This window comes from Actinoplanes nipponensis, from assembly GCF_016862275.1.
In the GTDB taxonomy this organism is placed as follows: Bacteria; Actinomycetota; Actinomycetes; order Mycobacteriales; family Micromonosporaceae; genus Actinoplanes; species Actinoplanes nipponensis.
Genome location: NZ_BOMQ01000036.1, coordinates 168,967 through 190,022, shown reverse-complemented (window position 1 = coordinate 190,022; position 21,056 = coordinate 168,967). Strand labels below are relative to the sequence as shown.

At 69.8% G+C, this 21,056-nt stretch carries 22 protein-coding genes; 10 read left to right on the top strand and 12 right to left on the bottom strand.

The window, feature by feature from the left end; genetic code table 11:
- Positions 1-4 precede the first annotated feature (4 nt).
- Positions 5-1,525, top strand: a complete 1,521-nt coding sequence (locus Ani05nite_RS15955) for an arylsulfotransferase family protein (RefSeq protein ID WP_203769090.1) — start codon at positions 5-7, stop codon at positions 1,523-1,525.
- A 1-nt stretch (position 1,526) separates the two neighbouring features.
- Here the strand turns inward: Ani05nite_RS15955 and Ani05nite_RS15950 are convergent, their stop codons facing one another.
- The 4 genes from Ani05nite_RS15950 to Ani05nite_RS15935 are packed head-to-tail and all read right to left on the bottom strand — an operon-like array spanning position 1,527 to position 4,521.
- Entirely contained in the window at positions 1,527-2,264 is a 738-nt protein-coding gene (locus Ani05nite_RS15950) for a CDP-alcohol phosphatidyltransferase family protein (RefSeq protein ID WP_203769088.1), read from the bottom strand.
- The gene (locus Ani05nite_RS15945) at positions 2,239-3,300 is read right to left on the bottom strand and encodes an iron-containing alcohol dehydrogenase family protein (protein ID WP_203769086.1); all 1,062 of its coding nucleotides are present in this window, start codon (positions 3,298-3,300) and stop codon (positions 2,239-2,241) included. Before Ani05nite_RS15945 ends, Ani05nite_RS15950 begins: the two co-directional genes overlap by 26 nt.
- The gene (locus Ani05nite_RS15940) at positions 3,288-4,019 is read right to left on the bottom strand and encodes a phosphocholine cytidylyltransferase family protein (protein WP_203769084.1); all 732 of its coding nucleotides are present in this window, start codon (positions 4,017-4,019) and stop codon (positions 3,288-3,290) included. Before Ani05nite_RS15940 ends, Ani05nite_RS15945 begins: the two co-directional genes overlap by 13 nt.
- A 52-nt stretch (positions 4,020-4,071) precedes the next feature.
- A complete protein-coding gene (locus tag Ani05nite_RS15935; protein ID WP_203769082.1) occupies positions 4,072-4,521 on the bottom strand; it encodes an NUDIX hydrolase in 450 nt (149 codons plus the stop codon).
- Positions 4,522-4,559: 38 nt separating this feature from the next.
- On the opposite strand from Ani05nite_RS15935, the gene Ani05nite_RS15930 reads away from it, so the two are divergent.
- The 3 genes from Ani05nite_RS15930 to eccB all read left to right on the top strand — a co-directional run bounded on the left by Ani05nite_RS15930 (position 4,560) and on the right by eccB (position 8,624).
- A complete protein-coding gene (locus Ani05nite_RS15930) occupies positions 4,560-5,654 on the top strand; it encodes an aminotransferase-like domain-containing protein (protein ID WP_203769080.1) in 1,095 nt (364 codons plus the stop codon).
- A 311-nt stretch (positions 5,655-5,965) separates the two neighbouring features.
- Complete coding sequence (locus Ani05nite_RS15925; protein WP_203769079.1) at positions 5,966-7,105, top strand: magnesium and cobalt transport protein CorA; 1,140 nt, start codon at positions 5,966-5,968, stop codon at positions 7,103-7,105.
- A 64-nt stretch (positions 7,106-7,169) separates the two neighbouring features.
- On the top strand, positions 7,170-8,624 hold the full coding sequence (eccB, locus tag Ani05nite_RS15920; RefSeq protein ID WP_203769077.1) for a type VII secretion protein EccB: 1,455 nt from the start codon (positions 7,170-7,172) through the stop codon (positions 8,622-8,624).
- Positions 8,625-8,694: 70 nt separating this feature from the next.
- Here the strand turns inward: eccB and Ani05nite_RS15915 are convergent, their stop codons facing one another.
- Positions 8,695-9,408 (bottom strand): hypothetical protein, encoded by a 714-nt coding sequence (locus tag Ani05nite_RS15915; RefSeq protein ID WP_239130028.1) that lies wholly within the window; start codon positions 9,406-9,408, stop codon positions 8,695-8,697.
- Positions 9,409-9,582: 174 nt separating this feature from the next.
- Between Ani05nite_RS15915 and Ani05nite_RS15910 the strand changes: the two genes are divergently transcribed.
- Both Ani05nite_RS15910 and Ani05nite_RS15905 read left to right on the top strand, forming a co-directional pair.
- Complete coding sequence (locus Ani05nite_RS15910) at positions 9,583-10,107, top strand: peptidylprolyl isomerase (protein WP_203769074.1); 525 nt, start codon at positions 9,583-9,585, stop codon at positions 10,105-10,107.
- A 31-nt stretch (positions 10,108-10,138) separates the two neighbouring features.
- Complete coding sequence (locus Ani05nite_RS15905) at positions 10,139-11,053, top strand: rhomboid family intramembrane serine protease (protein WP_203769073.1); 915 nt, start codon at positions 10,139-10,141, stop codon at positions 11,051-11,053.
- A gap of 5 nt (positions 11,054-11,058) precedes the next feature.
- On the opposite strand, the gene Ani05nite_RS15900 is transcribed toward Ani05nite_RS15905, so the two are convergent.
- Positions 11,059-11,820 carry a PASTA domain-containing protein gene (locus tag Ani05nite_RS15900; RefSeq protein WP_203769072.1) on the bottom strand — a complete coding sequence of 254 codons (762 nt, stop codon included), beginning with the start codon at positions 11,818-11,820 and terminating at the stop codon, positions 11,059-11,061.
- Between the two features lie 604 nt (positions 11,821-12,424).
- Entirely contained in the window at positions 12,425-12,847 is a 423-nt protein-coding gene (locus tag Ani05nite_RS15895) for a PH domain-containing protein (protein WP_203769071.1), read from the bottom strand.
- Positions 12,848-12,884: 37 nt separating this feature from the next.
- On the opposite strand from Ani05nite_RS15895, the gene Ani05nite_RS15890 reads away from it, so the two are divergent.
- Together Ani05nite_RS15890 and Ani05nite_RS15885 are read left to right on the top strand one after the other, a co-directional pair.
- On the top strand, positions 12,885-14,015 hold the full coding sequence (locus tag Ani05nite_RS15890) for an acetyl-CoA C-acyltransferase (protein WP_203769070.1): 1,131 nt from the start codon (positions 12,885-12,887) through the stop codon (positions 14,013-14,015).
- A gap of 59 nt (positions 14,016-14,074) precedes the next feature.
- Positions 14,075-14,533, top strand: coding sequence for a hypothetical protein (locus Ani05nite_RS15885; RefSeq protein WP_203769068.1), 459 nt, complete (start codon positions 14,075-14,077; stop codon positions 14,531-14,533).
- Here the strand turns inward: Ani05nite_RS15885 and Ani05nite_RS15880 are convergent.
- On the bottom strand, positions 14,530-15,420 hold the full coding sequence (locus tag Ani05nite_RS15880; protein ID WP_203769066.1) for a transketolase family protein: 891 nt from the start codon (positions 15,418-15,420) through the stop codon (positions 14,530-14,532). The genes Ani05nite_RS15885 and Ani05nite_RS15880 overlap by 4 nt on opposite strands.
- 5 nt (positions 15,421-15,425) lie before the next feature.
- Positions 15,426-16,094, bottom strand: coding sequence for a thiamine pyrophosphate-binding protein (locus Ani05nite_RS15875; protein WP_203769064.1), 669 nt, complete (start codon positions 16,092-16,094; stop codon positions 15,426-15,428).
- 49 nt (positions 16,095-16,143) lie between these two features.
- On the opposite strand from Ani05nite_RS15875, the gene soxR reads away from it, so the two are divergent.
- Entirely contained in the window at positions 16,144-16,578 is a 435-nt protein-coding gene (gene soxR, locus Ani05nite_RS15870; RefSeq protein ID WP_275410555.1) for a redox-sensitive transcriptional activator SoxR, read from the top strand.
- Here the strand turns inward: soxR and Ani05nite_RS15865 are convergent.
- Both Ani05nite_RS15865 and Ani05nite_RS15860 read right to left on the bottom strand, forming a co-directional pair.
- Positions 16,568-17,086 (bottom strand): AAA family ATPase, encoded by a 519-nt coding sequence (locus Ani05nite_RS15865; RefSeq protein WP_203769063.1) that lies wholly within the window; start codon positions 17,084-17,086, stop codon positions 16,568-16,570. The two genes, soxR and Ani05nite_RS15865, sit on opposite strands and share 11 nt — an antisense overlap.
- A gap of 91 nt (positions 17,087-17,177) precedes the next feature.
- Positions 17,178-17,741 carry a hypothetical protein gene (locus Ani05nite_RS15860; RefSeq protein WP_203769062.1) on the bottom strand — a complete coding sequence of 188 codons (564 nt, stop codon included), beginning with the start codon at positions 17,739-17,741 and terminating at the stop codon, positions 17,178-17,180.
- A gap of 707 nt (positions 17,742-18,448) precedes the next feature.
- Between Ani05nite_RS15860 and Ani05nite_RS15855 the strand changes: the two genes are divergently transcribed.
- The gene (locus Ani05nite_RS15855; RefSeq protein WP_203769061.1) at positions 18,449-18,931 is read left to right on the top strand and encodes a hypothetical protein; all 483 of its coding nucleotides are present in this window, start codon (positions 18,449-18,451) and stop codon (positions 18,929-18,931) included.
- 469 nt (positions 18,932-19,400) lie between these two features.
- Here the strand turns inward: Ani05nite_RS15855 and Ani05nite_RS15850 are convergent, their stop codons facing one another.
- A complete protein-coding gene (locus tag Ani05nite_RS15850; protein WP_203769060.1) occupies positions 19,401-21,053 on the bottom strand; it encodes a DUF262 domain-containing protein in 1,653 nt (550 codons plus the stop codon).
- Positions 21,054-21,056 lie beyond the last annotated feature (3 nt).

Here is a 21,056-nt window from a genome sequence, read left to right as displayed (position 1 = left end):
ATCCGTGACCGATGCCAAACTCTCGCGCCGGAACCTCCTGCTCGGCGTCGGCGGCGCCGTGGCGCTCACCGCCGCGGGCGCCGGCGCCGGCTACGCGATCGCCGACAGCAAGGACGACGCGGGCGTCCCGGCGGCGGCTCCGCAGGCCGGGCCGGCCAAGTACCGGTCCCGGCCCGACCTGCGCACCCTGCCCGACGTCACGATCACGACGCCGGCCAACGCGACCGCCCCCGGCTACGTCTTCCTGACGCCCGCCTCCGGCACCGGCCTGTGGGGACCGCTGATCGTGGACGACAAGGGCTCGCCGGTGTGGTTCCGCAAGGTGCCCGACCCCGCCACGGTGGCCATCGACTTCAAGGTCCAGCAGTATCGGAACCAGCCGGTCCTGACCTGGTGGGAGGGGACCATCGGCGGCACCGGCGGGCAGGGCGTGGGGCAGGGCGAGTTCGTCATCGCGGACACCTCGTACCGGGAGATCACCCGGGTCCGGGCGGCCGGCTCGGAACAGGCCGACCAGCACGACTTCGTGATCACGCCGAACGACACCGCGCTCTTCTGGGTCTACGACCCGGTCCCGTACGACCTGTCGGCGCTCGGCGGGCCCACCGACGGCGTGCTGCACGACGGGGTGATCCAGGAGATCGACATCAGGACCGGCCGGCGCGTCTTCGAGTGGCGGGCCCGGGACCACGTCACCCTCGCGGAGTCGTACGCGCCGCTGCCCGAGGGCGATTCCGCGCACCTGCCCTACGACTACTTCCACGCCAACTCGGTCGGGCTCGACGCCGACGGGCACATCCTCGCCTCGTCCCGGCACACCTGGACCGTTTACAAGATCGATCGCAAGTCCGGCGACGTGCGGTGGCGCATCGGCGGCAAGAAGTCGGACTTCGCCGTCGACGAGCGGTCGGCGTTCAGCTGGCAGCACGACTTCCGGCGCCGGCGCGACGGGTCGTACAGCGTCTTCGACAACGGCGCCGGCATCACCAAGCAGCGCGAGCAGTCCCGGGGCCTGGTCTTCAAGGTCGACGAGGCGGCGAAGAGGATCTCGTTCGTCAGCGAGTTCCTGCACCCGGAGAAGCTTTCCGCGCCGACCCAGGGCAGCTTCCGCGAACTGGCCGACGGCGGCTCGTTCATCGGCTGGGGCCAGAAGCCCTACTTCACCGAGTACGCCCCGGACGGGACCGTGCGGCTGGCCGGGCACCTGCCGCTCGACAACCAGTCGTACCGGGCGTACAAGGCGGAATGGGCCGGCGCGCCGCTGGACCAGCCGGCCATGGGCCTGCGGGCCGAGGGCGGCAACGTCATCGTCAGCACGAGCTGGAACGGCAGCACGAAGGTCGCCAAGTGGCGGGCCCGGGCCGGCGGCCAGCCGCGCGCGCTGACCCAGACCGCCGAGGCGGACCGCACCGGCTTCGAGACGACGCTGACGCTGCCGGGCACGCCGGAATACGTCGTGGTCGATGCGCTGGACAGCGCCGGCAAGGTGCTGGGGACCTCGTCGGCGATCCCGGTACGGGTGTGAGTCAGCCCCGCAGCGCGGCGCGACCCGAGAAGGCGATGCTGGCCGCCAGGAACGCCCCGTTGACCAGGGTGAACGCGCCGATCACGAAGATCGTCCACTGTGGCGCCAGGGTCAGCACCAGGCCGGCCAGCGCGATCACCGCCCCGTAGTCGCGGACCAGCTTGACCACGCGGACCGGCAGCGAGCGGCTCGTCACCATGCTCGACGCCTGGCTGCCGGTCTGCATCACCGAGGTGACCAGGTTGACCATCCAGGTGCCGGCGAAGGCCGCCACCAGCCACGCCGGGGTCTCCGGCACCTGCGCCTCGGCGACGGCCGACAGGGCCGCCACCAGGGCGATCTGACCGGCCACGTCGCACAGCACGTCGACCCGGCCGCCGGCCGGGCTGGTCTGGCCGGTGACCCGGGCCAGCTGGCCGTCGGCGCAGTCCAGCGCGTACGCGAACTGCCAGCCCAGCAGCGCGAGCAGGCCGATCGGCCAGGCCCACACCCGGCCGTCGGCGACCGGGCCGGCCGCCGCCACCACGACGAACGAGACCAGGCAGCTCAGCCCCAGGTTGGCCACGGTCAGCACGGTCGGCGCGAGCCGGTGTCGGTGGGCGAAGACCGAGATCCGGGCGCCCAGGCGCTGGCTGACCGCCTCGCTGAACAGCCCGCCCCCGCGGTTCACGCCGTAGTAGTCGGCAGCGGTGGGTGGGCGGTCCACTGTCGGCTCAGCGGGCGGCGACGGCGTCGTCATAGTCGGCCAGCTTCCTGCGGATCTCGTCCGGCGACATCGCCAGGTGTTCGAGGATGGTGTAGCGGTCGGGGCGGGTCCGCGGCGCGAAGTCGACGACCTCGGCCAGCTGCTCGCGGGTCAGCCCCACGTCGGCCGCCGTCCGGGGCAGGCTGTGCCGCACCAGGCAGTCGGACATCTGCGCGAAGCGCCGCTCGTCGCCGCGCAGGAACGTGCAGAACAGCGCGCCGAGACCGGCCAGCTCGCCGTGCGAGGCCGTGCCCGGGAACAGCGTGTCCGTGGCGTGGATGATCTCGTGGCAGCCGCCGCTGCACGGCCGGCTGCTGCCGCAGACGGCCATGGCCAGGCCGCTGGAGATCAGCGCCTCGGCGAGGATCGTGACGAAGACGTCGTCCTGCATGTCGCCCGGCATGTTGAGGATGGCCTCGGCGCCGACCCGCGACAGCGACGCGGCCAGGCCGTCGACCGGCTCGCCGCGCACCTCGCGGCCCAGGTCCCAGTCGGCCAGCGCGCTGATGTTGCTGATCACGTCGCCGATGCCGGCCCGGTTGACCCGGTCCGGGCCGTTCTCCACGAAGTCCAGGTCGACGATCACCGCGTACGGGATGTGCACGCCGTAGGAGCCCTTGACCCCGTCGTTGATCAGGCTGGCCACCGGGGACGCGATGCCGTCGTTGGCCAGGCTGGTCGCCACCGACACCATCGGCATGCCCCAGCGGTTGGCCGCGTACTTGGCCGCGTCGACGGTCTTGCCGCCGCCGATGCCGACCACCGCGTCGTACGACCGGGAGCGCAGTTTCGCCGCCAGCTCCAGCGCGGCGTCCAGGGTGCCGCCGGTGGTCGTGTAGACGTCGGCCGAGCCCAGCGACGGCCGGATCATCTCGGCGATCCGCTCACCCTGACCCGGGCCGACCACCACGGCGACGTCGCCGCCGGCCGAGATCCGGCCGTCGGCGAGGATGCGGCCGAGGTCCGCGACCGCGCCCCGCCGCACGTCGATGTGCAGCGGGGTCTGGACGCTGCGGGCTAGTAACGGCATGCGATGTCCCGCGCCTTGGCGAGGTCGTCGTGGTTGTCCACCTCGACCCAGGGGATGTCGCCGATCGCCGCGCCGCGGATCTCGCCGCCGCGGTTGGCGTACTCCTGGTAGCCGTCCTCGTAGTAGAGGTTGGGGTCGCGCTCGAAGGTCGTCCGGAGCGCGTCGGCCAGCTCGGCGGCCGCACCGGCCTCGATGACCGTGGCGCCGATGTACTCGCCCGACGCCTCGGCGGGCTCCATCAGCTTCGTGATCTTCTCCAGCCGGCCATCCGCCGAGAAGACAGCCTTCATCTCCTCGTCAGCCAGCTTCTTCACATTGTCGATGGCGAGCAGGATGCCGGGGCCGCGGTTGGCCAGCAGGGTCTGCTCGACGCTCATCGGGTGCACGGTGTCGCCGTTGACGAGCAGGGCGCCCTGGGCGAAGTGGTCCCGCGCCAGCCACAGCGAGTAGGCGTTGTTCCACTCCTCGGCCTTGTCGTTGTGCACCAGGGAGATCTTCACGCCGTACTTCTGCTCGAAACCCGCCTGGCGCTCCTCGACCGCCTCGGCGCGGTAGCCGACCACGATCGTCACGTCCGTCAGCCCGGCCGCCGCGAGGTTACGCAGGGAGATGTCCATGATCGTGGTCTCCCCGTCCACGGGCACCAGCGCCTTCGGCAGCGTGTCGGTGTACGGGCGCAGCCTGCGCCCGGCGCCGGCAGCGAGTACGAGACCGATCATGGGGTGGTTCCTTCCGAAGTGAGGGGCGTGCCAGCCGAGGATAGCCGTGGACTCACATACCGAGCGTGTGCAGGACCGCGAAGCCGTCCTCGGCGATCCGCCGGATCATCCCGTCGTCGACGGCCCTGGTCTCGTCCAGCACGGCCAGGTCGTCGGGGCCCAGCCAGCGGAACTCCGTGTGCTTGCCCTCCTCCAGGCGGGGCCGGGCCAGGTCGCCGTCGACCCGGACGAGGAAGTCGGTTTCGTGCCGGTCCCGGCCGTCGTCGCCGGTGTAGGCGTAGTCGCCGACCAGGGCGAGCACGGCCGACACCCGCCAGCCGGTCTCCTCGAGCACCTCGCGGCGCAGCGCGTCGTCGACCGTTTCGCCCGGTTCGAGGTGGCCGCCGACGATGTCCCAGGAGTTCGGGAAAAGCTTGCGTTGCGGTGACCGGCGCTGGAAGAAAATGCGGCCGTCGTCGTCCACGACGAGAGCTCCGGCGACGAGCAGCGGGTCGGGGTACACGCGAAAAATGATATAGAGCCTGCTCGTAAGCTTGGGGCATGACCGCTGAGCAGCTGATCTCGTTCGCAAGAGGGGCTCCGTCCCTGGACATCGTCGACGTGGCGGGCCTCAAGGCCGCCGCCGCGCGGGCCTTCGACGCCGACCCGGCCGGCGTGACCGCCTACGGCACCTCCGTCGGTTACGTCCCGCTGCGCAAGTGGATCGCCGACAAGCACGGGGTCGACGCGGACCAGGTCATCGTGACGAACGGTTCCCTGCAGGCCGACGCCTTCCTGTTCAACCACCTGGTCAAGGCCGGCGACGACGTGATCGTGGAGAAGCCGACCTACGACCGCACCTTGCTGAACCTGCAGAACCTGGGTGGCAAGGTGCACCAGGTGACGATCGAGCCGGACGGCATCGACGTCGCCGAGCTCAAGGGGATGCTCGAGGCGGGCCTGCGCCCGAAGCTCGCGCACATCATCCCGAACTACCAGAACCCGGCCGGTGTCACGCTGTCGCTGGAGAAGCGCCGGGCGCTGTTGAGCCTGGCGGTCGAGTACGGCTTCACGATCTTCGAGGACGACCCGTACGTGGACATCCGCTTCCGCGGCGACGCCCTGCCGTCGATGCTGTCGATGGACACCGACAACGTGGTCGTGCACGCCTCCAGCTTCACCAAGACGGTGTGCCCGGGTGTCCGCGTCGGTTACCTGGTCGGCCCGGCCGCCCTCATCGACGCCATCGCGAAGAAGGCCACCAACCTCTACATCTCGCCCGGCATGGTGTCCGAGGCGATCGTGCACCAGTTCTGCGTCTCCGGCGACATCGAGCGCTCGGTGCAGACCGTGAGCACGGCCCTCGCCGAGCGGGCCCGGGTCCTGGCCGCCTCGCTGCGGGAGCACATCCCCGGCGCCACCTTCACCGAGCCGGACGGCGGCTACTTCCTCTGGGTCGACCTGCCTTCCTCGGTGGACGTGGACAAGCTGTTCCCGGCGGCCATGAAGAAGGGTGTGGCCATCGTCAAGGGCAGCGACTTCCTGCTGGACGGGGGCAAGTCGTCCGTACGCCTGGCGTTCTCGGCCGTCACGGTCGACCAGATCGACGAGGGGGTCCGCCGCCTCGCCGCGGCGATCGCCGAGGTCTCCGCCTGATACCTGCCCGACTGTCGGGTTTCCGACACTGTGCTCCGAACGCCGGTCTCGGGTTTCCCCAGGACCGGCGTTCGGCTCACAATGCTGCTGCACCGGCTGCATGACCATGCGGCCCGGCGCGTTGACACCCACCCCCGCCCCCCGGCGCCGGGCGGGCCGATCGCACCTTCACCCCCCGAAATGCGGCCGGTCCGTCCGGCGCCACCCTGCCGAGGCGCAGGTGTGTGGCGCGGCCGGAAAGGTAACGGGCGTAGCCTCGGGCGGGCCTCACTACGAGGGCCGAGCCGACATCACCTTTGGGGGAGGCAGCCATGAGCGAGAGTGCGCGCCGCAACCGGGGCACCGGTGTGAACCGGTCGCTGTCGCGGGCGTGGACCGCCCCGGTCCGGGCGATGAACCGGTTCCTCGGCGCCCCCGAGGGCCGGCCCGACGACTCCGGCCGGCCCTATCACGGCAGCGCCGTGATGGACTGCGGCGTCTACGTCGAGGGCAAGCGCGAGCCGGGCGACTTCACCCCGGACGAGGCGCTGCGCGAGGCGTGCAGCCGGGAGAACGCATTCGTGTGGCTGGGGCTGCACGAGCCCACGGCCGACGAGATGGCCGCCGTCGCGCGCACGTACGACCTGCACGAGTTGGCCGTCGAGGACGCGGTCAAGGCCGAGCAGCGGCCCAAGTTGGAGCAGTTCGGCGCGGTCCACTTCCTGGTGCTGCGGACCGCCCGCTACGTGCCGCACGGCGAGCTGACCGAGACCTCGCAGGTGGTCGAGACCGGCCAGATGATGCTGTTCGTGGGCGAGCGCTTCGTCATCACGGTCCGGCACGGCGACGCCGCGCGGCTGGCGCCGGTGCGGGCCGACATGGAAGCCCGCAGCGAGCTGCTCGCCCAGGGCCCGTGGGCGGTCGCCTACGCGGTGACCGACCGGGTGGTGGACGCGTACATCGCGGTGGCCGACCAGGTCGAGGCCGACCTCGACATCATCGAGGAGGGCGCGTTCTCCCGCGACAGCGGCAGCCCGGTGCAGCAGATCTACCAGATGAAGCGCGAGATCGTGGAATTCCGCCGGGCGGTGGTGCCGCTGCAGCGGCCGCTGGCCACGATCACCTCGCCGCAGAGCCGGCAGGTCCCCAAGGAGATCCGGCGGTACTTCCGGGACGTGCAGGACCACCTGACCCGGACGGTCGAGCAGGTGTCCTCGTACGACGACCTGCTGAACTCCATCCTGCAAGCGCGGCTGGCCCAGGTCACGGTCGACCAGAACAACGACATGCGCAAGATCGCGGCCTGGGCCGGCATCGCCACGGTCTGGACGGCCGTCGCCGGCGTCGAGGGCATGAACTTCGTGCACATGCCGGAGCAGAGCTGGCCGTACGGCTATCCGGTCGTCTTCCTGCTCATGCTGGGCATCTCGGTGCTGCTCTACCGGGCGTTCCGCCGCAACGGCTGGCTCTGACCCGCCCCCCGGCCCCGCCGGTCGCCCTTTACAGTGACGGAGTCGCCCTGGGGAGGGAAGCCGCGTGCCGTCACGCCAGGATCAGCTGCACTCGTACCAGTACTCGCAGCAGCGGGTGGTGGCCGCGCTGGTCAGCCACGACCCCGATCCGCACCGCTCGCCGCTGCGCCGGGCCGGCAGCGCCGCCCTGATCAGCCTGGTCGTGGCGTCGCTCGCGGTCGGCGGCGCGGCGGTCTACGGCCTGCTCAAGGGCCGCAGCTCGGTCGAGCCGCGCAACGAGGCCGTGGTCTTCCTGGAGAAGGGCTCGGGCGCCCGCTTCGTCTACCTCAAGTCCGACGACCGGATGCACCCGGTGCTCAACTACAGCTCGGCCCTGCTCATCGCCAACGCCGCCGAGCCCCAGATGGTCGAGGCCTCGTCGCAGAGCCTGGCCGAGGTGCCGCTGGGTGACCCGCTGGGCATCCCGGACGCGCCCGACTCGCTGCCGGCCGCCAAGGGCGGGCTGGTCGACAAGGTGTGGACGGTGTGCTCGCGGACGCCGGCCGACGCCGGCTCCGGCACCGCGACGCAGAGCCTGCTCATGGTCGGTGGCGCACCGTCGGACGGCACCGTGCTGCCGGTGCCGCGCGCCGACACGCCCGCCGCCGACCTGCGCGGACTGCTGGTGGCCGACCCGTCCGGGCGCACCTACCTGGTCTACAACAACAAGCGTTTCCTGATCCCGGCCGGCCGGCTCCAGCGGACCCAGTCCTTCCTGGGCTGGAACCAGCAGCCGCTGGAGGTGGCGGCCGCCTGGATCAACGCGGTGCCGATCGGGCCCGACCTCAAGCCGCCGGCGATCCGCGACTTCGGCGACCCGTCGCCGGCCATCGACGACTTCGAGATCGGCCAGCTGCTGCGGATCCGCGGCGATGCCAGCGGTACGGACAAGTGGGGCGCGGTGCTCAGCGACGGGGTGGCCGACCTCACCGACGTGCAGGCCCGGCTGATGCAGGTCGACCCCGAGGCGTACGACAGCCGCGACATCGAGCTCAACCTCTACAGCAGCCTGCCGCACTCCGACACCCAGCTCGTCTCCGCCGCCGCCGCCGCGGGTCTGCCGCCGGCCGTTCCGGTGCTGCTCAACGGCCCCGAGCAGGTGTGCCTCAGCTACGCCGGCGGAGATCAGAAGGCCCCGGTCACCATCCGCATCGGCCCGACCACGCCCCCCGGCAACCCGGTCACCGGGGCGCCGGCCGTGCCCGGCGGCGTGCAGGCCGACTCGGTGTACGTGCCGCGGGGCAAGGGGGCGCTGGTCGTCGCCGCCGCCTCACCCACCGCGCCGGCGGGCACCGGCACGGTCAGCATCGTGACGGACACCGGCCGGCGCTATCCGGTGGCGAACCGCGATGTGCTGCCCCGGCTCGGGTACGGCGGCGTGCCGCCCGTGTCGATCCCCGGCCAGCTGGTCTCGCTGCTGCCGCAGGGGCCGGCGCTGGACCCGGTCCGGGCCCGCCGCAGCGACTCCACGGAGGGCTGAGGACGCAGCGAGGCGGGCGGACGACTCCTCGCGGAGCGCCCACCCGCCTGCTCGAACTGCGGAACCGGGGTCAGTTCTTGGTGCTGTTCTGGCCGCCGGCCAGCCGGGCCACCTTCGGGCTGTGCTGCGCCGAAGAGGTCTGGTCGGCCGTGTCGACGTCGACCTCGACGGCCGGGTCGGAGCCGACGGCCCCGACGGCCGGGGTGGTCTCGTCCACCGGCGTGACGAAGCCCGAGGGACCCGAGATGTCGGCCGGCGGGAACGTGGCCTGGGTGCTGGCCGTGCTCCGGGTCGGCGAGGTCGGGTTCGGGTCGTACTCGTCCCACTGCTGCTGGCGACGCTTACGGACCACGTACGCGCCCGCGGCGCCGACCGCCGCGCCGGCCACCAGCAGGGTGCCGAGCTTGGAGCTCTTGCCCTTCTGCTTGCGGCCCAGCGTCTTGTTGGCGCGCTTCTCGAGCTTCTTCGCGTTCTTCTTCGCGTCCTTGCGGCTGGCCTTGGCTTCCTTCTTGCTCGCCTTGGCCGTCGTCCGGCTCACCTGCTGCGCCTTCTCGGTCGCGGCAGCGACCAGCGGAGTCAGCGTCGCGAGGGCGCTCTCCCAGCTGGTCGACGCGGCATCCTTGGCCTTGCTGGCCGTCGGCTGCACGCGATCACGCGCGGCATAGAACTTGGGACCCACGGTCGCGCTGGTCTCCTGCGCGGCGATCGAGGCCGCACGCTTGAAGTGATCAACGCTCTGACCGAGCTCGCTCTTCATCTTCGCGCTGCGGTTCTTCCGTCGCATCGTTGCGAACACCAGTGCCCACCTCCTGTGGTTCTCTCCCACGACATGTTGCCCTCTTGGGTACCCCCGCGTAGCCGGATCAGACACATGGGGGAGGATCCGAACTGCAAAAGAACTGTCCAGCGCCGGCCCCGACGTAGCGGACCGGCGACCGCGACACTGATGGGAGTACCCGTGGCCGAGACTCTTTACGCCACCCTGCACACCAATCACGGCCCGATCCGGCTCCAGCTCTTCCCGGACCACGCGCCGGCGACCGTGCGCAACTTCGTGGAGCTCGCGGAGGGCACCAAGGACTACGTCGACCCGCGGACCGGCCAGAAGGGCAGCGGCCCGTACTACGACGGCACGATCTCGCACCGCGTCATCGCCAACTTCATGATCCAGCTGGGCGACCCGACCGGCACCGGGCGCGGCGGCCCCGGCTTCCAGTTCGCCGACGAGTTCCACCCCGAGCTGCAGTTCGACCGCCCGTACCTGCTCGCCATGGCGAACGCGGGCCCGGGCACCAACGGCTCGCAGTTCTTCATCACGGTCAGCCCCACCCCGCACCTCAACCGCCGGCACACGATCTTCGGCCAGGTGGCGGACGAGGCGTCGGCCAAGGTCGTCGACTCGATCGCGACCACGCCGACGGGTCCCGGCGACCGTCCCCGCGAGGACGTCGTGGTGGAGCGCGTGGAGATCGAGCGCGCGTAGTTCCGTTACCCCGTCCGGGTACCGTTGGGGCATGAGTGAGTCTCCGGTGACGGCACCGGTCTGTTACCGACATCCGTCGAAAGAGACCTACGTCCGCTGCACCCGCTGCGAGCGGCCCATCTGCCCGGACTGCATGAACGAGGCCTCGGTGGGTCACCAGTGCCCGGAGTGCGTCGCCCAGGGCCGGCGCACGCAGCGGCCGGCCCGTACCGCCTTCGGCGGCCGCGTGGCCGGCCGCGCCGGCACGGTCACCAAGGCGCTCGTCGGCATCAACGTCGTCGTGATGCTCGTCTCGATCCTGAGCGGCGGCGCCAACGCGGTCGCCGGGGGCGGCTGGGGCGGGCTGCTGGGCGGCAGCACCCCGCTCACCGAGTGGGGCGCGGTGCTCGGCTCCGCCGTGTACGGCCCGGCCGGCGACGTCGTCCCGCACGGCATCGCCCACGGCGAGTGGTACCGCCTGTTCACCGCGATGTTCCTGCACTACGGCGTGCTGCACCTGCTGATGAACATGTACGCCCTGTGGATCCTCGGGCGCGACATCGAGAGGGTGCTCGGCCCGCTCCGCTTCGTCGGGCTCTACCTGCTGGCCGGGCTGGGCGGCAACGTGGCGGCGTACCTGTTCGCGGCGCCGAACGGCATGACCGCGGGCGCCTCCACCGCCGTCTTCGGCCTGATGGCGGCCATCTTCGTGCTGCTCAAACGCCTCAATCAGAGCGTCGCGCCGATCCTGCCGATCATCGTCATCAACGTCGTGTTCACCTTCGTGGTCTCCAACATCTCGGTCGCCGGGCACCTCGGCGGCCTGGCGGTGGGCGCGGCGGTGGCGGCGATCCTGGCGTACGCGCCGCGGGAGAGGCGCAACCTCGTGCAGGGGGTCGGCTGCGCGGCGGTGCTGGTGATCCTGTTGCTGCTGGCCGTCTACCGCACACTGGCGCTGACGGGCTGAGCCGCCTACGACCGGCTGGCGAAGAGGCAGATCGGCCGGCCCGCGGCGACCCGGCGGCCGGCCGGTACGCCCTGACCGGCGACCCGCCAGCGGGACAGCCAGAGCGGGACGGGGCCGCCGGGCGTGCGGCAGATCGAGACGCCGGTCAGGCCCGCTGAGGTGGCGGCCCGCAGCGCGTCGGTGAGCTTGAGGCCGACGAGCGCGGGCATGGCGACGGTCCGCTCCGGGCCGGCTCGGGCGGCACGTTCTTCGGCTGCCCGTGCGTCGGCGGCCTGGGCCGCGGTCAGCTTCTCGGCGGCGGACCGGTCGGCGGCTGCGCGTTCGGCGGCGGCCCGGTTCGCCGCGGCTCGGGCGCGTTCGGCCTTCTCGGCGGCGGCCCGGTCCGCTGCGGCCTGGGCGGCTTCGGGCTGGCCGGCGCTTTCGGCGGGGTCCTGGGCCTTCGTGACGTCGGTGTTCCCGGCATCCGCGCCGCCGCGGCCCGGTCGGCCTTCGCCCGGCCGGCCTTCGCCCGGCCGGGCCGTGCCTGACCCGCCCGCACCCGGCTCGTCGCGGTCCGGCCCGCCCGCCTCGGCGTTGCCCGGTTCGCCGGCCTTGGCCCCGCCTGGTCGACCTCCGTCCGCCTGGCTGTTGTGCGGCCGGCTCGCCGTGTCGCCGTGCCGTGGTCCTTCACCCGCCCGGGCGCTGCCGCTCTCCCCGCCCCGCCCGGCGCCCGGCCGGCCGGCATCCGTGCCCCACCCCAGGCCGAAGGCGACCAGCACCAAAGCCATGCCGGCCGCCACGGTCCCGGCCACCGCCCGGCTCCGGATGAGCCGGCCCCAGTCCCACCCGGCCGGCGCACCGATCCACCCCAGCCGACCCCACCCCCGGCCGGCCGACCCACTGATCCATCCCAGCCGGTTCCGCATCCGCCCGGCCCGCGCGCCGATCCATCCCGGCCGGCGAGACCCTCGCTCGGCCCGCCCATCGACCCGCCTCAGCGGGGCCGGCCCTTGCTCGGCCGGACCGCCGACCCGCCTCAGCGGGTCCGGCTCTTCCTCGGCCGGTTCACCGATCCGCCCCGGCCGGTCCGGCCCTTGCTCGGCCGGGCCACCGATCCGCCCCGGCCCTTGCCCGGCCGGTGCGCCGATCCACCCCAGCCGGCCCGCCCGAAGTGGCGACCCCGCGCCCTCCCCGCCCGGCGACAACAGCCGCGAATCAGGGGACACGACCGGCGCGTCCCCCACGGGCGCGGGCGCTTTCGACACCTCGGGCGGTGTCCGGGACGGCAGGGTGAGACGCATGTCGCTTCCTCAGCACGGATAGGGGCGATGACCACCACCGAAGATCATCGCCGCCGAACCCGCCCTGAGGTGACAGATCCGCCCATTTCGCCTAGCGCGGGGCGTTGGCCCGCAGCGCGTTCAGGGCCTCGGCCACTTCTTCCGGCTCGGTGCCCAGCTCGTGCACGCTGAACAGGTGCAGGCTCTCGCCCGTGTCGATCTCCAGGAACCGGCTGCGCAGGCCCATCCGGTCGCGGCGGTCCACCCGTACCCGCTCGATCTGCGGCCAGGCCACGTGCCGGCGCCGGACCAGGCCGACCACCATGGTGATCCCGCTCGTGTCCGCGCTGAGCCGGACCGGCGCGATCAGGTCGCGGGCCGCCCAGCCGGCCAGCGCGATGGCGACCGCGATCGCGATGAACCACTGCACCGGGTCCCCGTGGCCGAACGCCGAGACCAGCACCACCAGGGCCACCGCACCGAGCAGTTTGGCGATCGGCAGGACGGGCCGCACCCGCCACTGAAGAGGCGACATGGTCACCACTATGGCAGTCCGGCGTACCGTCGGCAGTATGCGAGATGCGGTGATCGTGGGGGCGGTGCGCACGCCGGTCGGGCGGCGCAACGGCGGGCTGGCGGAGGTGCACCCGGTCGACCTGTCGGCGGTGGTGCTGAAGGCGCTGGCCGAGCGCGCGGGCTTCGACCCGGCCGACGTCGAGGACGTGCTGTGGGGATGTGTCTCCCAGGTCGGTGAGCAGTCGTGGAACATCGGCCGCAACGCCGTGCTGGCCGCCGGCTGGCCCGAGTCGGTGCCGGGCACGACGATGGACCGGCAGTGCGGCTCCAGCCAGCAGGCGCTGCACTTCGCGGCGGCGACCGTACTGTCCGGGCAGGCCGATCTGGTGGTGGCCGGCGGGGTCGAGTCGATGAGCCGGGTGCCGATGGGCTCCAGCGCGGCCGGCGCCGACCCGTACGGCACGGCGATCGCCGCGCGCTACGGCACCACCGTCTTCAACCAGGGCGTGGGGGCCGAGATGATCGCCGAGCGGTGGGGCTTCTCCCGGTCGCGGCTCGACGAGTACGCGCTGGCCAGCCACGCGGCGGCGGCCAAGGCGCAGGACGCCGGCGAGTTCGACGCCGAGATCGTCGGCGTCGGCGGCATCACCCGGGACGAGGGCATCCGGCGGGACACCACGCTGGAGAAGCTGGGCGCCCTCAAGACGCCGTTCAAACCGGACGGGGTGGTCACCGCCGGGTCCGCGTCGCAGATCTCCGACGGCGCCGCCGCCCTGGCCGTCACGACCTCACGCTGGGCGGCCGCGCACGGCCTGCGGCCGCTGGCCCGGGTGCACACCGCGGTGGTGGCGGCCGACGATCCGGTGATCATGCTGACCGCGCCGCTCCCGGCCACCGCGAAGGCGCTCGCCAAGGCGGGACTCACCCTGGACGACATCGGGGTGTACGAGGTGAACGAGGCGTTCGCGCCCGTGCCGCTGGCCTGGCTGGCGGAGACCGGCGCCGACGTCGCCCGCCTCAACCCGCGCGGCGGGGCGATCGCCCTCGGCCACCCGCTCGGGGGGTCCGGCGCGCGGATCATGACGACGATGATCCACCACATGCGACAGCTGGACATCCGCTACGGCCTGCAGACCATGTGCGAGGGCGGCGGAATGGCCAACGCCACGGTGCTCGAACTTCTGTAATTCGATATTCATTGTGGGTTCCCCGCTGCTTTCCCCGGGCAGCCTCCGTTAAACGCCACATGGACGTGTTCTCCCGTACGTTCCTGCCCGCCGCCGCCGAAGCCGGGGTCGCGATCCCCACCGTGAGCCGGCACATGCCCATCTTCCGCCGCTGCGTGGAACCGGACGACGCCACGGTGCTGGTCACCCGGTGCGTCACCCCGGACCGGCCGCTGGCCGGGGAATTCCTGCTGCTGCTCACGTACCGCCGGATGGTCGTGATCCAGGAGACCCGGGTGCTGCACCGGCTGCGCCTGCACCTGAACGCCAACCTGCGTCACCTGAGCGACGTCTCCTGGAGCCCCGACCTGCGGACCTCCGTCGTGGACATCGCGGCGACCGCGGTCGACGGGGTGCGCGAGCGGTTCCGGATGCGCCTGGCCGACCCGGCGCAGGTGTGGCAGGTGGACGCCCGGCTCAAGCACGCCTTCCGCGAGCGGCGTACCCCGGCCCGCGTGCCGGCCGCGGCCGCGGCCTAGCGCCGGGCCGCCTGCAGAAAGCCGCTGATCGAGGCGCGCAGGCCGGCCGGGTCCAGGCCGTGCCACCGCGCATGGTCGGCCGGGGTGCCGTAACGCCGCTGCTCCGCGCGGCCCACCCCGAGGTGCAGGGACCGATGCGGTACGTCGGACAGCGCCGCCGCCACCAGCCGGCTCGACGTCCCGGCCAGGTACGGCTCCACCACGACGATCTCGCGGTTGACCAGCTCCCGCAGCCGGCGGCCGTCCAGCGGCCGGGGTGTCAGCGTGTACGCGACCGTGACGTCCAGGTCGGCGGTGGCGGCGAGCACCGGGTCCAGCATCGGCCCGATCGCGAGCACCACCGGCGCGCCGGCCCAGCCCTGCCGCACGACCCGCAGCTCGCCCGCGGCGGCGTACGCCCGGCTGTTCTGCTGCGACGAGAGCCGCACGTAGATCCGGTCGTCGGTCCGCGCGGCGGCCCGCAGCAGCGCCGGCACCTCGTTGGGGTGACCGGGCACGTGCACGGTCCAGTCCTCCAGCGTGTCCAGCAGGGCCACGTCACCGGGCGAGTGGTGGGTGTAGCCGGCGGTGGACGCGTCGTACGAGGCGCCGATGCTGACCAGCACCGCGCCGGCGTCCTGGTGTCCGAGGTCGAGCTTGATCTGCTCGTAGGCCCGGTCGACGACGAACGGCGCGTACGAGTGCACGTACGGCCGCAGCCCGGTCAGGGCGAGCCCGCCGGCGACGCCGAGCATCAGCTGCTCGCGGATGCCCACGTTGAGCACCCGGTCCGGATGCCGGCGCTGCGCCGGCGCGAACGCGTCGGCGGAGATGTCGGCCAGCACCACGGCGGTCCGCGGGTCCTCCTCCAGCAACGCGGTGGTGGTGGCGACGAAGGTCTCTCGCATGATCCTCAGCCTTTCGTTGCGACGGTCGCGACGACGACGTGCGGGCGGTCCCGGTCCTGTTCGCGCAGCGCCTGCTCGATGGCCGGGTGGTCCCGGCCGTCCACGGTGGAGGCGGTCCAGCCCGGGAACCGGCTCGCGATCCCGCCGGGCCAGCCGTGCGTCGCGGACCGGTTGTCCACGACGATCGCGGTGAGCTTGTCCAGCCGGGCCGCGACGGCGTACGCGATCGCCTCGTGGTTGGCGCCCTCGTCCAGCTCGGCGTCGCCGAGCAGCACGAACGTCCGGGCGTCGAGGCCCTGCGCGCGCAGGCCCAGGGCGGTGCCGACGCCGATGCCGAGGCCGTGCCCGAGCGAGCCGGTGCCGATCTCGACGCCCGGGATCAGCAACCGGTCGGGGTGGTAACCGAGCCGGCTGTCCGGCCCGCCGAAGTCGTCCAGCCAGTCCAGGGGGAAGAAACCCTTCGCGGCGAGGACGGCGTAGTAGGCGGCCGGCCCGTGCCCCTTGGAGAGCAGGAACCGGTCCCGGTCGGGTTCGTCGACGGTGCCGGGGGAGACGCGCAGAACGCGGTCGTAGAGCACCCACAGCACGTCGAGGGTCGAGTAGGCGCTCGGCGCGTGTTTCTCGTCGCCGGTCAGCCGGGTCAGCAGGGCTGGATCTACCGCTGTCGTGGTCATATCCTCAGCCTGCAAGTTAAAGTTCACTTCAACTCAAGGAGTGCGTGGGGTGGAGCTCCTCACCATCGGCGACATGGCGGCCCGCAGCGGCGTGGCCCAGTCCGCGCTGCGCTTCTACGAGCGGGAAGGTCTGATCCGCTCGACCCGGACGGGTGGCAACCAGCGTCGCTACGAGCGGCACGAGCTGCGCCGTGTCGCGTTCATCCGGATCGCCCAGCAGGTCGGGGTGTCGCTGGAGGAGATCCGCGAGGCGCTGGCCGAGCTGCCGGAGAACCGGACCCCGACGAAGGCGGACTGGGCGCGGCTGTCGGCGCGGTGGCGGCGCAAGCTCGAGGCGCGCATCGCGATGATGGAACGGCTGCGCGACCAGCTGACGGGGTGCATCGGGTGCGGGTGCCTGAGCCTGCAACGCTGCAAGCTGATCAACCCGGAGGACCGGTTGGCCGCCCGCGGCCGGGGCCCTCAGATGATCATCAATCCGTGAGCGTCGCGGCGATCCGCAGCGCGGCCTCGGCGGGGGTGAGGTGCGTGGTGTCGACGACCTCGGCCTCGGCGTGCAGCCACGTACGGGCCGCCTCGGCGTAGGGGACGAGGTGTTTCAGGCGGAACGGCGACGGGACGGCGTGTTCCCGCTCGATACGGTCGCGGAGGGTGTCCTGGTCGGCGTGGAGGACGAAGTGCCGTACCGGGATGGCGTGGCCGGCGAGACCCGTGCTGATCTCACGCCAGTACTGCTCGACCAGGACGGTCATGGGCATCACCAGGGTGCCGCCGGTGTACTCCAGCACGCGGCGAGCGGTCTCGACGACGAGCGGGCGCCACGGCGGCCAGTGCTGGAAGTTGTCGGTCTCGGGCAGGCCCGGGGTGATGTCCATGAGCGTCTCGCCGACCTTCTCGGCGTCGAGCACCCGGGACTGCGGGAGCAGCCGCTGCAGGAGGGCGGCGGTGGTGGTCTTGCCGGCGCCGTGGGTGCCGTTGAGCCATACGATCACGGGGCCCGATGCTAGTGCCGCCCGGGAAACCAAGGCGCCCGGCGACTCGCTGGAGTCACCGGGCGGCTTCGTTGGCCGAGCTGGTTTCCCGTCAGGCGCGACGGAGCCAGAAATGCACGTTCTTGTCGTCGCCACAGATACCCGGCTGGTTTCCCAGGCTGAAGTGGAACCACTGGTAAAGGTCAATGTATCCACGGCTTCCGAAGCTGACCGTCTTACGGAGGTAGTACGCCTTCTTGACCGTCTTGGTGATGCCGAGCTGCGCCCAGTTGCCGGTCCACACCGACGAATTGCTCCCGTTGATGACGCCGGTGGCGCCGAGGTCCATCGACCGCGAGGGCGTGACCTGGTAGGTCATGTAGTCGATGTAGACGGAGGTGGAGGTCACCTTGGAGACGTGCCAGGTGGGCGAGAACGTCGCCTTGTAGGTCGACCCGCAGCCCAGGCCGAGCTCGCCCAGGTTGTACGTCATCGTGGGGCCGATGATCGTGGTCGCCGCCGCGCCGATCGAAACACGCGTCTCGGAGACCTCGGAATGCGCCGCGGCGGGGGAGGCGGCGATCAGCACCACCGTGGTGGCCAGGGTGAATACTGCGGCTATTTTCGCTACCAACCTCTTAGCGAAGTGACTGTCGTGAATGCGGATCTTGAGCATCGCGGCAGCGTAGCACCGTGGATCTTGCTGATGGGGCCACGAGGTCCGGGCCTTGGCGGTGGGTCCGCCCGGACGGACACGTTCGCCTCCAGACCGAATAATCGGATACGTCCGGTTGGGGATCGTCGGATCGGGAAAGGCCGCGGACCCGCTTGAGGCGGTTCGGCGGGGTTCCGGGCTGGAGCGGAGGGCGTGGGATTCGAACCCACGAAGGTTTCCCTTACCGGTTTCAAGACCGTGCGCAGCAACGTCCTGAACAGTCACAACATCCGATCTATCGCCCCGCTTGCCGCACACTTACCGCAACCGCGTTCCGAGGCGTCCTACCCGGCGGCTGAGGGCACGCTTCACAGACCGTGAGGAGCGGTGAAGGCATCGAACCGGCACTGTCAGCTCGGGAACCGTACAAGGTGGCCCGACCACACGCGCCGGCGCGGGCCAGCACGGCATTGAGTGGCCTGGAGTGACCTCCGGCAGCCTCTCGTAATGTCATGCCAACGGCACGAACTCCTGCCAGGTGCACGGCTATCACCCTGAAATCCGGCGTACAGGCAGACGCACAGGCTGCCCTCCTGGCTAGGATCGGAGAGCACCCGACCAGGAAGTACGCGTTGCCTGGTACATCCTGACGCCCCTCAAGACGCCCTGGATCGGTACTCGACACCTCCGATACTGTCGACCGCGCAACGATTCTCGAACGGAAACCGATGATTGAACCGCAGGCAATGGGACTTGCCGCTACGAGCTATGGCTTTACGCCTGACGAGCTCGCTGACGCTGCGCGCAAGATGAGCACGGCAAATCCTGTCGAGGTCCAGCCCCTTCAGCGGGGCGGATCTGGCTGGGATGTCGAGATCCTGCTGCAGGGTAGCTACGCGGTCCTGCTGGCTCTTGGTCCCAATCTCGCGGCTTCGGCTATCTGGGATGGCCTCAAGCTGTTGTTAGTGAACTTCCGGCGCAAACACGGGGAAAGCCGGCCGGAACCTCTTGTCACCTTCAAGATCAATGAGACTAACGATGGCGGACGTAGCGTGGAGGCGTTCGTCCGAACGGACGACCCCGAATATCTTCGACGGGCGATGACCGGCCTTACCGAAGCCGTTTCCGCCACCTTCGATCGTTCGGAAGAAGAGTGGACTTACGTCGTCTACGAGGAAGAAAAGGGTGGCTGGACCCCAGCCGAAGAGTAGATCCAGCACCCTCCGAACCCACCTCGACCACACGTACGCAACGCGGAGCCCGCCAGCCCCAAGCCAGTGGTCCGGTCGGGACAGCTTCGCACCCGCCACGTTCACCGACTTGCAATACCGTGCGCAGAACGGTCTTGACCAGCCAGAGGCCCTATCGTTCGCCTCGTTGGCCATGCACTTACCGCATTCGTGCCCCGAGCGGCCGACGTAGCTCGGTTAAGTGTCCGACACCTGCCTAATGCCGTCCTGCCCGCTGGCGCTAGCCGCCGAGTACGGCACTCGGCCTACACGCTTTGGCAGCAAAGATGCAACCGTAGACGTGCTTGCTCCCGTTCGTTCATTAGTAATCCTTAAGAATTTCTCCCCTGTCTAGCGAGACGCTCGTCATGCCCGCCGGGGTTTAATCATGACAACATGGATCGCGATCGCTCGGTGAGAAGACACACCGCTGCGGCGAATTATGAACGGCCTATTCAGTATCGATGTCTGAATCCCCGACAAGCTCTTGAGGGGGTAGAACGCTAAATTGCTCCATGAATTCTCGTTCACGGGAAGCAAGGTGCTGTGCTCGCTCCCTAATGAAGCCCTCGACATCACCCTGCTGCAACCTCTCGGCCGCCGCTAACGGAATTCCCTGACTCTCCAGGACTGAATCTTTCAGAGCGTCGGACAGCTCGGTCAGGGCTCGCCTGACCGAAACGCCGGGGGGCGTAGGAAAGATCAGGCGATTAGCAGGACTAGACCTGCCTGCACCTTGAATCACGATCTGGCGATATGCAGCAGCATCGGAACGTGCGAGCAGCTCGACCGCATCGACCGGTTGGCCGGTCAAATCTAGACGCGCACGATAAGTGCCCAGCTCCCAGATGATAAAAGATCGGATCCGCGCGCTTCGTAGGTCAAAACGGTCCGGGAAAGGCCTCGCTATCTGACCCTTAAGATTGAGGTCTTCACCGCTCAAGGCAAAATGCCGCATTTCTATAAGAGCATTCTTGATCTGCGTTGTGTTTGCTCCGGCGAAAAATCCCGACAGTGAGGTCGTCCAGAACCAGTCGACCAGCTTACGTCGTTGCGCTGGGATGGGATTGGCAACTTCATTGAAAAAGGCGACCAAGAGCATCAGTTGGGTGTTGTAAGGTATCAGCCGAGCAAGGGGAACGCCGACATCCACACGTAAGAACTCGATCGCTCGATACAAAGCTTTCTCAGTGGAATCGACTGCATCCGCGAGTCCGCCCTTTACTCGCTGAGATAGAACTTCCCATCGAGCTCTTTGAACATCCTGCTCGCCGGCAACCGCGAGAACAGACTGAAAAACCGTTATGGACGGGATTTGGCCGTACCCGATATCAGCAAGGCCCTCGCGAAGCATATCGATGCGCTCGGCCAAACTTTCGCCTTCATCGACCTTGTACGTAAGGGCAGACACCATCTGATCCGGCGTGATTGATTGACCGCTACTATTTAAGCGCGAGAATACCTCGACGGCATGCTCCAAGTCGCCTCCTACAAGCCTGACGACGGCAATCTTGTAGGACTTGATGCGCTGGGCTAGCTCTTCGGCCTCATCGACCAATGAGGTCAAGTCCGCGATGTGTTCGGACGCATCGGAGAGACTGCGAGCGTAAGCCAAGAAGTCCATCGTGCGCAGCACTGACCGCATCGGGAGGTAGTTAGGGGGCGGCGGTTGTGGATGCTTCCAGTGTCTAAAGCGGTTAGCGCTTTCGTCACGTTCCCCGAGTGCTCGAAAAACATTCCACATCCAGTCCTGTTGACCCGAAATCGTCCTGTCGGCTGGTCGACGCATGAGGCATCCGTAAAGAGTGGACAGGCGTTGATGACCATCTAGCAGATAAGACACCGGCTTGTCTGGTGGCGAGGGAATTTCTACATCGGCGATACGGTCAAGGCTCGGAATAGGAATGCTAGTATCCCAAACAAGCAGGCTGCCGATTGGATAGCCACGCTCGATGCTGTCGAAAAGATTAACCATCTGCTCCGGCCGCCAGACGAAAGGACGTTGGAACTTCGGAACCCGAAGCTGGCCATCGTTAATCTCGCTTAGGACCTGTTCCAGTAACATGATCTCGGGCTTTACCGTGATGTCATTGTATGATGCCATGTG

Coding starts and splice junctions, on each gene's coding strand:
- Ani05nite_RS15855 (WP_203769061.1), top strand. CDS start 18,449: ATGATTGAACCGCAGGCAATGGGACTTGCCGCTACGAGCTATGGCTTT.
- Ani05nite_RS15875 (WP_203769064.1), bottom strand. CDS start 16,094: ATGACCACGACAGCGGTAGATCCAGCCCTGCTGACCCGGCTGACCGGC.
- Ani05nite_RS15850 (WP_203769060.1), bottom strand. CDS start 21,053: ATGGCATCATACAATGACATCACGGTAAAGCCCGAGATCATGTTACTG.
- Ani05nite_RS15925 (WP_203769079.1), top strand. CDS start 5,966: ATGAGCGAGAGTGCGCGCCGCAACCGGGGCACCGGTGTGAACCGGTCG.
- Ani05nite_RS15940 (WP_203769084.1), bottom strand. CDS start 4,019: ATGATCGGTCTCGTACTCGCTGCCGGCGCCGGGCGCAGGCTGCGCCCG.
- Ani05nite_RS15905 (WP_203769073.1), top strand. CDS start 10,139: ATGAGTGAGTCTCCGGTGACGGCACCGGTCTGTTACCGACATCCGTCG.
- Ani05nite_RS15915 (WP_239130028.1), bottom strand. CDS start 9,408: ATGCGACGGAAGAACCGCAGCGCGAAGATGAAGAGCGAGCTCGGTCAG.
- Ani05nite_RS15860 (WP_203769062.1), bottom strand. CDS start 17,741: ATGCTCAAGATCCGCATTCACGACAGTCACTTCGCTAAGAGGTTGGTA.
- Ani05nite_RS15950 (WP_203769088.1), bottom strand. CDS start 2,264: ATGACGACGCCGTCGCCGCCCGCTGAGCCGACAGTGGACCGCCCACCC.
- Ani05nite_RS15880 (WP_203769066.1), bottom strand. CDS start 15,420: ATGCGAGAGACCTTCGTCGCCACCACCACCGCGTTGCTGGAGGAGGAC.
- Ani05nite_RS15890 (WP_203769070.1), top strand. CDS start 12,885: ATGCGAGATGCGGTGATCGTGGGGGCGGTGCGCACGCCGGTCGGGCGG.
- Ani05nite_RS15895 (WP_203769071.1), bottom strand. CDS start 12,847: ATGTCGCCTCTTCAGTGGCGGGTGCGGCCCGTCCTGCCGATCGCCAAA.
- Ani05nite_RS15900 (WP_203769072.1), bottom strand. CDS start 11,820: ATGGCTTTGGTGCTGGTCGCCTTCGGCCTGGGGTGGGGCACGGATGCC.
- Ani05nite_RS15930 (WP_203769080.1), top strand. CDS start 4,560: ATGACCGCTGAGCAGCTGATCTCGTTCGCAAGAGGGGCTCCGTCCCTG.
- Ani05nite_RS15945 (WP_203769086.1), bottom strand. CDS start 3,300: ATGCCGTTACTAGCCCGCAGCGTCCAGACCCCGCTGCACATCGACGTG.
- Ani05nite_RS15885 (WP_203769068.1), top strand. CDS start 14,075: ATGGACGTGTTCTCCCGTACGTTCCTGCCCGCCGCCGCCGAAGCCGGG.